Here is a 13,069-nt window from a genome sequence, read left to right on the forward strand (position 1 = left end):
ATTCCGACGTCGTCGGACCGGGGAGGAACGGGATCAGCCCTTCAGCAGGGCCAGCATCGTCGAGCCCAGCGCCGCCGGGGATTCGGCGACGGCGATTCCGGCCGACCGCATCGCGTCGATCTTGAAGTCGGCGGTGTCGTTGCCGCCCGAGATCACCGCACCGGCATGGCCCATGCGACGGCCCGGAGGCGCGGTCCGACCGGCGATGAAGCCGACGGTCGGCTTCTTGATCTTCGAATCGCGCAGCAGCTCGGCACCCCGAACCTCGGCGTCGCCGCCGATTTCGCCGATCATGATGATCGCCTCGGTCTCGGGATCGTCCAGGAACATTTCCAGGCTATCGACGAAGTTGGTCCCGTTGATCGGATCACCACCGATGCCGATGCAGGTGGTCTGGCCCAGACCGGCAGCGGTGGTCTGCGCCACCGCTTCATAGGTCAGGGTGCCGGAACGCGACACGATACCGACCTTGCCGCGGCGGTGGATGTGACCGGGCATGATGCCGATCTTGCACTCGCCAGGCGTGATGACGCCGGGGCAATTCGGCCCGATCAGTCGGGTCTTCGAGCCGACCAGGGCGCGCTTGACCGCCAGCATGTCGGCGACCGGAATGCCTTCGGTGATGCAGACGGCCAGCTCGATCTCGGCGTCGATCGCCTCAAGGATGGCGTCGGCGGCGAACGGCGGCGGGACATAGATCACGGTCGCGTTGCAGCCGGTGCGGGCCTTGGCCTCGGCGACGGTGTTGAACACCGGCAGGTCGAGGTGCGAGGTGCCGCCCTTACCCGGGGTGACGCCGCCGACCATCTTGGTGCCGTAGGCAATCGCCTGCTCGGAATGGAAGGTGCCCTGAGCGCCGGTAAAGCCCTGGCAGATCACCTTGGTCTCGGAATTAACGAGAACGGCCATGATTACGCAGCCTCCTTCACGGCCTTAACCACCTTTTCGGCGGCATCCGCCAGATTGTCGGCGGCAATGATGGGCAGGCCGCTCTGGGCCATGATCTTCTTGCCCAGTTCGACGTTGGTGCCTTCGAGACGAACCACCAGCGGGACATTCAGGCTGACTTCGCGCGCGGCGGCGATGACGCCCTCGGCGATGACGTCGCAGCGCATGATGCCGCCGAAGATGTTGACCAGAATGCCTTCGACGTTGGGATCGGACAGGATCAGCTTGAACGCGGTGGTGACGCGCTCCTTGGTCGCCCCGCCGCCGACATCAAGGAAGTTGGCGGGCGAGCCGCCATACAGCTTGATGATGTCCATTGTCGCCATCGCCAGACCGGCGCCGTTGACCATGCAGCCAATCGAGCCATCGAGCTTGATGTAATTGAGCGAATGACGGGCCGCTTCGAGTTCGGCCGGATCTTCCTCGGCCTCGTCACGCAGCTCTTCGACTTCCTTGTGACGGAACAGGGCGTTGTCGTCGAAATTGATCTTGGCGTCGAGCGCGATCACGTCGCCGTCGCCCGAGACGACCAGCGGGTTGATCTCGGCGATCGACATGTCGAGATCGACGAACGCCTTGTACAGCGCACCGATGAACTTGACCGCCGAATTGACCTGCTTGCCTTCAAGACCCAGGCTGAAAGCGATCTGACGGCCGTGATAGGCCTGGAAGCCCTGGACCGGGTCGATCGCGACCTTGGTGATCTTTTCCGGGTGATGAGCGGCAACCTCTTCGATCTCCATGCCGCCCTCGGTCGAGGCCATGATGGTGATGCGCGAGGTGGCACGGTCGATCAGCATGCCGAGATACAGTTCGCGCTTGATGTCGCAGCCCTGCTCGACATAGACGCGCTTGACCTCGCGACCGGCCGGGCCGGTCTGGGCGGTGACCAGCACCTTGCCCATGATCGCGTTGACGGTCTCTTCGACCTCTTTGATCGACTTGACGACGCGGACGCCGCCCTTGCCCGAGCTGTCGCCCAGGAAGTGGCCCTTACCGCGACCGCCCGCATGAATCTGCGCCTTGACGACCCAGACCGGGCCGCCCAGGGCTTCGGCGACCTGACCGGCCTCGGCGGGGGTGTAAGCCACCCCCCCCTTCAGCACGGCGACGCCGTACCGGGCCAGCAATTGCTTGGCTTGGTACTCGTGGATATTCATTCGTGTTTGCTCCCTGTGTTTTTTTTAGCCGATCAGGCCTTTGGCGACCGTGACCAGTCCCCGCACGGCGTCGGCGGACTTATTGAAGGCAGCCTGTTCGGCGGCATCGAGATTGATCTCGACCACCCGCTCGACGCCGCCTTCGCCCAGCACCACCGGGACGCCGACGAACACGTCGTCGGGCTGACCGTAGGTGCCGCCCTTGACCAAGGTCGCGACGGGCATCACCCGCTTCTTGTCCTTCAGATAGGATTCGGCCATCGCCACCGCCGACGCAGCCGGGGCATAGAAGGCCGAACCGGTCTTCAGCAGATTGACGATCTCGGCACCGCCATCACGGGTGCGCTGAACGATCGCGTCGAGACGCTCCTGGGTGGTCCAGCCCATCTTGACGAGGTCAGGCAGCGGGATACCGGCAACGGTGGAGTAGCGCACCAGCGGCACCATCGTGTCGCCATGGCCACCCAGCACGAAGGCGGTGACGTCTTCGACCGAGACGTTGAATTCTTCGGCGAGGAAGGTGCGGAAGCGGGCCGAATCCAGCACGCCGGCCATGCCGACGATGCGGTTGGCGGGCACGCCCGAGAAGTGCTGCAACGCCCACACCATCACGTCGAGCGGATTGGTGATGCAGATCACGAACGCGTCGGGGCAGTTGGCGCGGATGCCTTCGCCGACGGCCTTCATCACCTTGAGGTTGATGCCGACCAGATCGTCGCGGCTCATCCCCGGCTTGCGCGCGACACCGGCGGTGACGATCACCACGTCGGCGCCCTTGATCGCGGCATAGTCGTTGGCGCCGGTATAGCGGACGTCAACACCCTCGACCGGGGTCGATTCCTGGATGTCCAGTCCCTTGCCCTGCGGCACGCCCTCAACGACGTCGAACAGGACGACGTCGCCCAGTTCCTTCAGGCCGATCAGATGGGCGAGCGTGCCGCCGATGTTGCCGGACCCTACGAGAGCGATCTTCTTGCGAGCCATGATGGGAAATTCCCTCGAACGTGGTAACAAATTGCTCTGACGGGTGGGCGCAAAACAGCCGCCGCAAACACCGTCGGTCGGCCTTGGTACCCCGTTTTCAGCCCAAGGGCAAGGACATTGCCGAAGGGCGAACTCCTACGAAATATCGTTCATTCCAACGCGCTTGCAGCAAACCGGTCCGCAATGACTGGACTCGTTCGAATATACCCTACCCGGAGGGGTTTTCGCCACCCTAAAGGATGGGGCCGAGTCCAGCGTTTTCCCGCTCGTCGCGCCCGATCCAGCTTTCGCTTTGCATCTCGATCAGGCGAGACACCGTGCGCTGGAACTCGAACGCGCCGACTCCGTCCGGGTACAGATGCTCGGGCGGCGCGGCGGCCGAGCAGATCAGGGTGACGCGGCGTTCGTACAGGGCATCGACCAGGGTGACGAAGCGCCGGGCCTTGTCGGCATTGGCGGGCGACAGGATCGGGATGTCGGACAGGATCAGGGTGTGATAGCGCTCGGCCAGGGCCAGATAATCCGACGGCCCCAACGCGGTTCCGCACAATTGGGAGAAGGAAAAGCGGGCGACGCCCACCGCCGCCAGCGGCACCCGCACCGGGTGGCCGTTGACTTCAAAGCTGTGGGGGACGGCGGTAACGCCTTCGGTCAGGCGGGCGAAGGCCAGTTCCAGCGCGGATTCGGCGGCTTCGTCATTGGGCGAGTGGAACACCCGCAGCCCGCGCTTGCGCCCCAACCGGTAATCGCGCTCGGATTTCAGCTCAAGGATTTCAAAGCGCTGCTCGATCAGGGCGATGAAGGGCAGGAAACGGTCGCGCTGCAAGCCGTCCTTGTACAGGTCCGACGGCGGCCGGTTCGAGGTGATCACCATCACCACGCCCTCGTCGAGCATGCATTGGAACAGTCGCCCGACGATCATCGCGTCGCCGATGTCGGTGACCTGCAATTCGTCCAGGCACAACAGCCACGCCTCGGCGGCGATGGCGCGGGCCAGCTTGGGGATCGGGTCGGCGTCGCGACGGCTGGCCGCCTGACGCCAGCGGTGAATCTCGACATGGAGATCACGCATGAATTCGTGGAAATGGACCCGCTTCTTGCCGGGAATCGTTGCCGTTTCGAAGAACAGGTCCATCAGCATCGACTTGCCGCGCCCGACCTCGCCGAAGATATAGATGCCCTGATAGGGCCGGGAGCGGTCGCCCCCCAGCAGCGAACGCCCCCGCCGCAACCCGAACCGGGCCAGCCAGCCGGTCCCGGCCAAGGCCGGGCGATAGCCGGTCAGAGCGAGGTGAAGCTCGTGCAGCTTCTCGATCGCGACTTCCTGGGCGATGTCGGGTTTGATCGCGCCCGCGGCCACCCGCTCGCGATAAGCGGAGAGCGGACCGCCGCTCATGCGTCCGAAACGGGGTCCGGGCGGCCGGACGGGGCGGAGCCGTTTGCTCCGCACAGAGCCAGCCACTCATCCTCGGACAACAGCGCCAGACCGAGATCGCGGGCGGCGGTGGCCTTCGATCCGGCATCGGCGCCGACAACGACGAAATCGGTCTTGCGGGTCACCCGTCCCACCACCTTGGCCCCCATCGTTTCGGCGCGGGCCTTGGCCTCGTCGCGGGTCATCCGGGTCAAGGTGCCGGTAAACACCAGGGTCCGCCCCGACAGCGGCGAATCCGCCGCCTCGATCTTGCGGGCGGGGTCGATCCCGCCGCCCAGCGCGATCATCGCCGCGATCAAATCGTCCAGAACCGCCAGATTGTGGGCCTCGGCGAAGAAATCGGCGAGATCCTTGGCCACCGACGGGCCGATATCCTCGACCGAGGTCAGTTCGGCACGGGCTTCCTCGTCGCCTTGGCCGACCTGGACCATCGCCGCCCGCCATGCCTCCAGCGTACCGTAATGGCGGGCGAGACGCCGCGCGGTGGCCTCGCCGATCTGGCGGATGCCGAGCGCGAAGATAAAGCGTTCCAGCCCGATCCGGGCGCGGCCACGGATCGAGGCAAACAGCTTGTCGGCCGATTTCTTGCCCCAGCCGTCGAAATTCTCGATCCGGGTCAGCGACGCGCTATCGGTCGCTTCCAGCCGGAAGATGTCGGCGGGCTGGCGGACCAGACCGCGATCCCACAGAAACTCGACGTTCTTTTCGCCCAGCCCTTCGATGTCGAAGGCGGTACGGGCGGCAAAGTGGCGCAGACGCTCCTTGGCCTGGGCCTCGCAGGTCAGCCCGCCGACGCAGCGGCGCACCACCTCCCCCTCGGGCCGCTCGGCATGGGAGCCGCAGACCGGGCAGACCGTGGGGAAGACGAACGCTTCGGTTCCTTCGGGCCGCAATCCCTCGATCACGCCGACCACTTGGGGGATCACGTCACCGGCGCGCTGGATGATCACCATGTCGCCGACGCGGACGCCCTTGCGCGCGACCTCATCTTCGTTGTGGAGCGTGGCGCGGGAGACGACGACGCCGCCGACCGTCACCGGGGCCAGGATCGCCACCGGAGTCAGCGCCCCGGTACGACCGACCTGAATCTCGATCCGCTCCAGCCGGGTGGTGGCCTGCTCGGCGGGGAATTTGTGGGCAATCGCCCAGCGCGGCGAGCGGCTGACCATCCCTAAGCGGCGTTGCAGGTCGATATCGTCAACCTTATAGACGACACCGTCGATCTCGTAGTCCAGCTTGGAGCGGTGTTCGGCCAGCACCTGGAAAAAGGCGATCAGTTCGGCGACCGATCCGCACGGGCGCACCAGCGGATTGACCTTGAAGCCCCAATCCTTCAATTGGGTCAGCACTTCCCAATGGCTGGAGGCGAACGGTTCGGACACCTCGCCGACGGCATAGGCGAACAGGCTGAGCCGCCGTTCCGCCGTCACTGTGGGATCGAGCTGGCGCAGCGATCCGGCGGCGGCGTTGCGCGGATTGGCAAACGGCTTGTCGCCCGCCTCGTCCTGGCGGCGGTTGAGGTCGAGGAAATCGGCCTTGGCCATATAGATTTCGCCCCGGATTTCGATCGAGGCGGGGGCGTCGTCGGGCAACTCGCGCGGCAGTTCTTCGTCGTCCAGGGTCAGGATGTTGGCGGTCACGTCCTCGCCTTCGGCGCCGTCGCCTCGGGTCGCTGCCTGGACCAGCCGTCCGTTCTCGTAGCGCAGATTGATCGACAGTCCGTCGATCTTCGGCTCGGCGACAAAGCTCAGCGCGTCGTCGGCAGCCAGCCCGAGGAAGCGGCGGACCTTCTGGACGAATTCGGTCACGTCGGCTTCGGAAAAAGCGTTGTCGAGCGACAGCATCGGGGTGCGGTGCACCACCTTGCCAAAGCCCTCGGCCGCCCGCGCGCCGACCCGGCGCGACGGGCTGTCGGCGCGGATCAGGTCGGGAAAGCGGGCCTCGATCCGGGCGTTGCGCCGAACCAGGGCGTCATACGCGCCGTCATCAATCAGCGGCGACGCCAGAACGTGATAGGCGTTGTCATGACGGGCGATCTCGCGGGCCAGCCGCTCCAGTTCGCTCGCCGCTTCAAGCGGGGTCAGGGTATCGAGATTAAGATCGGTGCCAGTCATGCCAGTGCGCTTCACGTTGCGTAAGGATGGGACCCCCCCGGCGGCTGGCGGCCCGCGCCGCCCTCACGCCTGACGGGCATCGATGATGGCCCGGCGGATCGCGCGGGTCTCGGTGAATTTTTGTTGCAGAATGTCGCCCTCGCCCCAGCGGATCGCCCGCTGCAACGCGGTCAGATCCTCGGTGAAGCGCTGAATCACCTCCAGCACCGCCTCGCGGTTGCTGAGGAAGACGTCGCGCCACATCACCGGGTCGGAAGCGGCGATACGGGTGAAATCGCGAAAGCCCGAGGCCGAGAACTTGATCACTTCGTGCTGAAGGTGGCCTTCGAGATCGCTGGCGGTGCCGACGATGGTATAGGCGATCAAATGCGGCAGATGCGAGGTGATCGCCAGCACCTTGTCGTGATGCTGCGGGTCCATGATCTCGACGTCCGAGCCGATCCGCCGCCACATGTCGGCCAGACGCTCCAGCGCCGCCTCGTCAGTGCCGGGCACCGGAGTCAGAATCTGCCAGCGCCCGACGAACAGACCGGCGACGGCGCTCCCCGGCCCGGAATGCTCGGTGCCCGCGATCGGGTGGCCGGGGATGAAATGCACCCCGTCGGGAATATGCGGCCCCAGGTCGCGCACCACCGCCTGCTTGACCGAGCCGGTATCGGTGACGATCGTGCCTGCGGTCAGATGCGGCCCGATCGCGGCACCGACCGCGTCCATCGCGCCGACCGGCACGCCGACCACCACCAGCCCCGCGCCGGGGATCGCCCGGGCGGGATCGTCGGTGGCCTCGTCAACCAGCCCCATTTCCAGGGCGACGCGGCGAGCGTCGGGGTCGATCTCCAACGCCACCAGCCGCCGGGCCAGACCGTTGCCGCGCAACGCCAGCGCCAGCGAGGCGCAGATGTGCCCGATCCCGACCAGACAGACGGTGTCGAAGGACGGCTCGTCGGTCATCCCGCCGGTCCGTCGGCAAAGAACGCGGCCAGGGTCTCGGCCACCGCCTCGGTTTCCTCAGCATTGCCGATGGTGATCCGCAGACTATCGCCCAGACCATAGCCGACCATGCCGCGCACGATGATGCCTTTGCCGCGCAGATAGGCATCGGCGGCGCTCGCATCGCGCCCGGCCTCCTGCGGGAAGCGGACCAGCAGGAAGTTGGCGACGCTGGGCACCACGGTCAGACCCAGCGCGGTCAGTTTCTCGGTCAGCCAGGCGCGCCACGATTCGTTGTGCGACTTGGCGCGGGCATAGTGCTCGGTGTCGTTGAAGGCGGCCAGACCGGCAACCAGCGCCGCCGACGAGACGTTGAACGGCCCACGCACCCGGTTCAGCACACCCGCGATCGTGGGCGAGCAATAGGCCCAGCCCAGACGCAGGCCGCCCAGCGCGTAAATCTTCGAGAAGGTGCGGCAGACCACGGTGTTGTCGCCCGCATCGACGACTTCCTTGCCGCAGGAATAATCCTGCTCCGAGACGAACTCGGCATAGGCGGCGTCGATCACCAGCAACACCTCGTCGGGCAGGCCGGCGCGCAGCCGGGCCACCTCGGACTTCGGCAGATAGGTGCCGGTCGGGTTGTTGGGATTGGCCAGGAACACGATCTTGGTGCGCGGCGTCACCGCCGCCAGCAGGTTATCGACACTGGCGGTCAGGTCGATTTCCGGCGCGGCGACCGGGGTCGCGCCACAGCTTTTCGCGGCGATCGCGTACATCAGGAAGCCGTGAGCCGAATACACCACTTCGTCGCCCGGACCGGCATAGGCGCGGCACAGCAGGCCCAGCAACTCGTCCGACCCGGCACCGCAGACGATCTGCTCGGCCTTGAAGCCGAAGCGGGCGGCAATCGCGGCCCGCAATTCCTCGGCACCGCCATCGGGATAACGGTGGATGTCGGGAGCCAGCGCCGCGAGCGCCTCCATCGCCTTGGGGCTCGGCCCCAGGGCACCCTCGTTCGAGGACAATTTGATGACGCGGCTAACGCCCTGAAGGGCGGATTCGCCACCGACATAAGGACGGATATCCATGATGCCGGGACGGGGCGCGGGAGCGGACACGGGCATAACTCCTGGTTACGGCACAAAAACGGTTTTAAGTGACCTCAGGCGATGCTTTCGGGGGGAAGCGGCGTGGCATAGCCACCGATCACCGAGACATGGGCGACCGGTTCGCGCAACGCGGCCAGCCGCGCCAGCCGGGGATCGCCCACGGCGACATGGCCGTGAATCTCGATCAGATGCAGCCAGACGTCGCCGCGACGACAGATCGCCAGCAATCCCGCCGATTCGAGACCACCCGCGCTCATCGCCGCGCGCAGGCGGTCGCGGCTGACATCGGGGCCGGTTTCCAGCACCGCCAGGGTGCGGTCGTCGCCGGTCTCGTCATGATCGCGACAGGCGATTACCAACGCCTGGGTCGGCTCGGCCGCGCCGGTCGATTGCGGCGGCGAAACGAACGGCAGACGGGCGACGACGCGGGGGGCTTCGCCACTGCCGACGGCCAGACTGGCCCACCACGGTTCGGGTTCGTCGGCCAGTTCGAGCCCGGCCGGCATCGGCACCAGACCGGCCGAGGCCTCGCCGTCGGCGACGGCGCGCACCACCTGACCGGCGGTACGGCAGATCTGAAGCGGCACCACCACGCCGAAATGATTGCGGGCCAGTTCGATGAAATCGGTTCCCGGTCCGGTGCCGGTGGATTGAACCGCGACGGCAAACGGAGCCTGGATCGCCAGCAGGGCGCCGATCATCTCGCGCCAGATTCGCACCAGGGCCATGCGGGGGAACTGACCGCGATGACGAGCGAGCAGACGGCGCAGAATCTCGGCCTCGCGCCCGGGACGAAGCACGGTGATCGTTTCGCCCTTGGCATTGGCGATCCGTTCGACCAACGCCGAGCGTTGAATCAACAAATCGTGAATCGACTCGTCGATACGGTCGATTTCACGGCGAAGCTGGTCGAGACTGGCGCTGTCCTGGGTCATGGCGAAGCGGTGATCGGAATCCTGTTCAAGGGGGATAGGTTTAGTGCCCCCGCGCCCGGAAATCAAAGAAAACATTGACACTGGAGAATGGCGAACCTAGCTAATCGTTGCCCGCCTCCGCGCGAAAATGATAAGCGACCTGATGAGCGCAGCAGACACCCCTTCCCCCACCGATCCCGCCTTGGCCAATGACCGGCGCGTCGAACTGGGGCTTGACCGTCCGATCCGGCTCGATTGCGGTGTCGAGCTGGCATCGGTAACCGTCGCCTATAGCACCTATGGTCAGCTCAACGCCGACCGCTCCAACGCGATTCTGATCTGCCATGCCCTGACCGGCGACCATTACGTCGCCGACCCTCATCCGATCACCGGCAAGCCGGGATGGTGGGCCGATCTGGTCGGGCCGGGACGATTGCTCGACACCGACCGCTATTTCCTGATCTGTTCGAACGTGCTGGGCGGCTGCATGGGCACCACCGGCCCGGCCGATATCGACCCCGCCACCGGGCGGCCGTGGGGGCTGTCCTTTCCGGTGATCACCATCGGCGACATGGTCGAGGTCCAGGCCCGGCTGATCGACCATCTTGGTATCGGCCAGTTGTTTTGCGTCATCGGCGGCTCGATGGGCGGGATGCAGGTGCTGGAATGGGCGCACAGCCACCCCGACCGGGTGTTCGCGGCGATTCCGATCGCCAGCGCCGCCCGCCATTCCGCCCAGAACATCGCCTTCAACGAAGTCGGCCGTCAGGCGATCATGGCCGATCCCGATTGGTGCGACGGCGATTACCAAAGCCACGGATTGCGGCCCAAGCGCGGTCTGGCGGTGGCGCGGATGGCCGCCCACATCACCTATCTGTCGGAACCGGCGCTGCACCAGAAATTCGGCCGCAACCTTCAGAACCGCGACCGCTTCACCTATGGCTTCGACGCCGATTTCCAGGTCGAAAGCTATCTGCGTCACCAGGGCTCGACCTTCGTCGATCGTTTCGACGCCAATTCCTATCTGTTCATCACCCGGGCGATGGATTATTTCGACCTTGCCGCGGAAAATGGCGGGGTGCTGGCCAACGCCTTTCGCGGCACCCGCACCCGCTTCTGCGTCGTGTCGTTTTCAAGCGACTGGCTGTTCCCCACCCCGGAAAGCCGGGCCGTGGTCCACGCCTTGAACGCGGTCGCGGCCAATGTCAGCTTCGTCGAGATCCGCTCGGACAAGGGACACGACGCCTTCCTGCTCGACGAGCCGGAATTCCACGCCACCCTCGCTGGCTTCCTCGACGGCGCGGCCGCTCACCGGGGCTTGCCGCCCTCGACCGGACAAAGGCGGTACGGACGATGATGACCTTGGCCAACGGTTCGTTGCGCGTCGATTTGAAGCTGATCGCCGAGATGGTCGAGCCGGGCGCCCGTGTGCTTGATGTCGGCTGCGGCGAAGGCGCCCTGCTCGACTGGCTGGGCCGCCATCGCGGCGTCGATGGGCGCGGCATCGAACTGTCGATGGAAGGCGTCTCGGCCGGGGTCGGCCACGGCCTGTCGGTGATCCAGGGCGACGCCGACACCGACCTCAAGGATTATCCCAGCGGGGCGTTCGATTACGTCATCCTCAGCCAGACTCTCCAGGCCACCCACGAACCGCGCAAGGTGTTGGAAAACATGCTGCGGATCGGGCGGCACGCGATCGTGTCCTTTCCCAATTTCGGCCATTGGCGGGTCCGCGCCCACCTGCTGTTCCGAGGCACGATGCCGGTCACCGACACCTTGGTCCATCAGTGGTACGACACCCCCAACATCCATTTCTGCACGATTCGCGACTTCCTCGATTTGTGCCGCGAGATGAACGTCCGGGTCGAGAAGGCGATCGCGCTCGACCGCGACGGACGGGTGCTGCCGCTGCCCCGCGCCGCCGGGATCGCCAATCTGTTCGCCGATCAGGCCCTGTTCGTGCTGTCGCGGGACGCCTGACCATGCAGGGGGGGCTGTGGCTGGGGATCGGCTGCCGCTCCGGCCTTGCCCCGGCCGAGTTGCTCCGCCTCACCGCCGAGATGCTGACGGCGCAGGCGCTGTCGCCGACGGCACTGGCCGGATTGGCCAGCCTTGATCGCCGCGCCGCCGAACCGGCGCTGGTCGCGCTCGCCGCCGCTCTCGACCTCCCGCTGCTCTCCTTTTCCGCCGAGCAATTGGAGCGTGAGACGCCGCGCCTGCATCACCCCTCGGACGCCGTCTTCGCCACCACCGGCTGTCATGGCGTCGCCGAAGCCGCCGCTTTGGCCGCCGCCGGACCTGAAGCGGTGCTGGTGATGCCCAAGCGCACCGCCGCCGGACAGGTCACCTTCGCCCTGGCTGGCGCGCGCGTTGCTCTGACGGGCAGAGGGTGCGATGCTCCCCTTTCTTGACCAAGACCAGCGGCGGACCCAGCGATGACGACCCAACACAACGAAATCGACTCCGCCCCGGTCCTGTCGGTGGTGATCCCCTGTTACAACGAGGGCGAGAACGTCCCGTTATTGTTCGGGCGGCTGATGCCCGCGTTGAAGGCGCTGGAGGTCACGGTCGAAGTGATCTGCGTCAATGACGGCTCAAGCGACGACACCCTGGCCCGCCTGCTGGCGATGCAAAAGAGCGAACCGGCGTTGCGGATCGTCGATCTGTCGCGCAATTTCGGCAAGGAGAAGGCGCTGTCGGCCGGGCTGGCCCACAGCCGGGGCCAGGCGGTGGTGCCGATGGACGCCGACCTGCAACACCCGCCCGAAGTGATCGGCGAGATGATGGCGAAGTGGCGCGAGGGCTGGGACGTCGTCTTCGCCCGCCGCGACGCCCGCACCGGCCAGAGCCTGAAGGAGCGGACTTTCGCCCACGGGTTCTATTGGGTGTTCGACCATCTGTCCGACGTCCGGCTGCCGCGCGAGGTCGGCGATTTCCGCCTGATGGACCGCAGGGTGGTCGAGACGATCAACGCGATGCCGGAACGCTCGCGCTTCATGAAAGGCATCTTTGCCTGGGTCGGCTTCAACCACACCGAAATCCTCTACCACCAGGGCGAGCGGGCGGCCGGTCTGTCGAAATTCAGTTCGCTGAAGCTGCTGCGTTTTGCCTTCGACGGCCTGACCTCGTTCTCGAACTTCCCGCTTAAGGTCTGGGGCGTCATCGGCGCGGTGATCTCGACGCTGGCCTTCTTCTATATCCTGTTCCGCATCGTCCGCACCCTGGTCTGGGGGATCGACGTTCCGGGCTATGAATCGATTCTGGTCTCGGTGCTGTTTCTGGGCGGGATGCAATTGCTGACGCTCGGCATCATCGGCGACTATCTCGGCCGGGTGTTCGACGAGGTCAAGGGGCGGCCGCTGTTCATCGTCCGCCGCCTTTACGAGCCGGACGGCCCGGCCTGACCACGCCCGACTTGCCCCATCCCGACCGACAGGGTAAACCGGACAGTCTAGGCTGAGAGGGGACGGTG

11 protein-coding genes and 1 pseudogene are annotated in these 13,069 nt (G+C 65.9%); 4 read left to right on the top strand and 8 right to left on the bottom strand.

The features are described 5' to 3' along the window. Positions 1-33: 33 nt before the first annotated feature. The 8 genes and pseudogenes from sucD to BLW40_RS03930 all read right to left on the bottom strand — a co-directional run bounded on the left by sucD (position 34) and on the right by BLW40_RS03930 (position 9,618). A complete protein-coding gene (gene sucD / locus BLW40_RS03895; protein ID WP_074765698.1) occupies positions 34-909 on the bottom strand; it encodes a succinate--CoA ligase subunit alpha in 876 nt (291 codons plus the stop codon). 2 nt (positions 910-911) lie between these two features. Further along, positions 912-2,117 (bottom strand): annotated as a pseudogene (sucC, locus tag BLW40_RS03900) (ADP-forming succinate--CoA ligase subunit beta); the annotation flags it as partial. 15 nt (positions 2,118-2,132) lie between these two features. Then, positions 2,133-3,092: a malate dehydrogenase gene (gene mdh, locus BLW40_RS03905; RefSeq protein ID WP_074765702.1), complete on the bottom strand. Its 960-nt coding sequence runs from the start codon at positions 3,090-3,092 to the stop codon at positions 2,133-2,135. Positions 3,093-3,324: 232 nt separating this feature from the next. Beyond that, complete coding sequence (gene zapE, locus BLW40_RS03910) at positions 3,325-4,488, bottom strand: cell division protein ZapE (protein WP_074765704.1); 1,164 nt, start codon at positions 4,486-4,488, stop codon at positions 3,325-3,327. After that, the gene (gene ligA, locus BLW40_RS03915; protein WP_074765707.1) at positions 4,485-6,641 is read right to left on the bottom strand and encodes an NAD-dependent DNA ligase LigA; all 2,157 of its coding nucleotides are present in this window, start codon (positions 6,639-6,641) and stop codon (positions 4,485-4,487) included. Before ligA ends, zapE begins: the two co-directional genes overlap by 4 nt. Before the next feature lie 63 nt (positions 6,642-6,704). Then, the gene (locus BLW40_RS03920) at positions 6,705-7,592 is read right to left on the bottom strand and encodes a prephenate/arogenate dehydrogenase family protein (RefSeq protein WP_074765709.1); all 888 of its coding nucleotides are present in this window, start codon (positions 7,590-7,592) and stop codon (positions 6,705-6,707) included. Further along, on the bottom strand, positions 7,589-8,698 hold the full coding sequence (gene hisC / locus BLW40_RS03925; protein ID WP_170834518.1) for a histidinol-phosphate transaminase: 1,110 nt from the start codon (positions 8,696-8,698) through the stop codon (positions 7,589-7,591). Before hisC ends, BLW40_RS03920 begins: the two co-directional genes overlap by 4 nt. A 38-nt stretch (positions 8,699-8,736) precedes the next feature. After that, entirely contained in the window at positions 8,737-9,618 is an 882-nt protein-coding gene (locus BLW40_RS03930; protein ID WP_074765711.1) for a chorismate mutase, read from the bottom strand. 142 nt (positions 9,619-9,760) lie between these two features. Between BLW40_RS03930 and metX the strand changes: the two genes are divergently transcribed. The 4 genes from metX to BLW40_RS03950 are packed head-to-tail and all read left to right on the top strand — an operon-like array spanning position 9,761 to position 13,001. Further along, positions 9,761-10,954 (top strand): homoserine O-acetyltransferase MetX, encoded by a 1,194-nt coding sequence (gene metX, locus BLW40_RS03935; RefSeq protein ID WP_074765834.1) that lies wholly within the window; start codon positions 9,761-9,763, stop codon positions 10,952-10,954. Then, on the top strand, positions 10,951-11,577 hold the full coding sequence (metW, locus tag BLW40_RS03940) for a methionine biosynthesis protein MetW (protein ID WP_074765713.1): 627 nt from the start codon (positions 10,951-10,953) through the stop codon (positions 11,575-11,577). Before metX ends, metW begins: the two co-directional genes overlap by 4 nt. Positions 11,578-11,579: 2 nt before the next feature. Then, on the top strand, positions 11,580-12,008 hold the full coding sequence (locus tag BLW40_RS03945; RefSeq protein WP_074765715.1) for a cobalamin biosynthesis protein: 429 nt from the start codon (positions 11,580-11,582) through the stop codon (positions 12,006-12,008). Positions 12,009-12,032: 24 nt separating this feature from the next. Next, positions 12,033-13,001 carry a glycosyltransferase family 2 protein gene (locus tag BLW40_RS03950; RefSeq protein WP_074765717.1) on the top strand — a complete coding sequence of 323 codons (969 nt, stop codon included), beginning with the start codon at positions 12,033-12,035 and terminating at the stop codon, positions 12,999-13,001. The last annotated feature ends 68 nt before the right edge of the window (positions 13,002-13,069 follow it).

The organism is Magnetospirillum fulvum (genome assembly GCF_900108475.1).
Lineage (GTDB): Bacteria > Pseudomonadota > Alphaproteobacteria > Rhodospirillales > Magnetospirillaceae > Phaeospirillum > Phaeospirillum fulvum_A.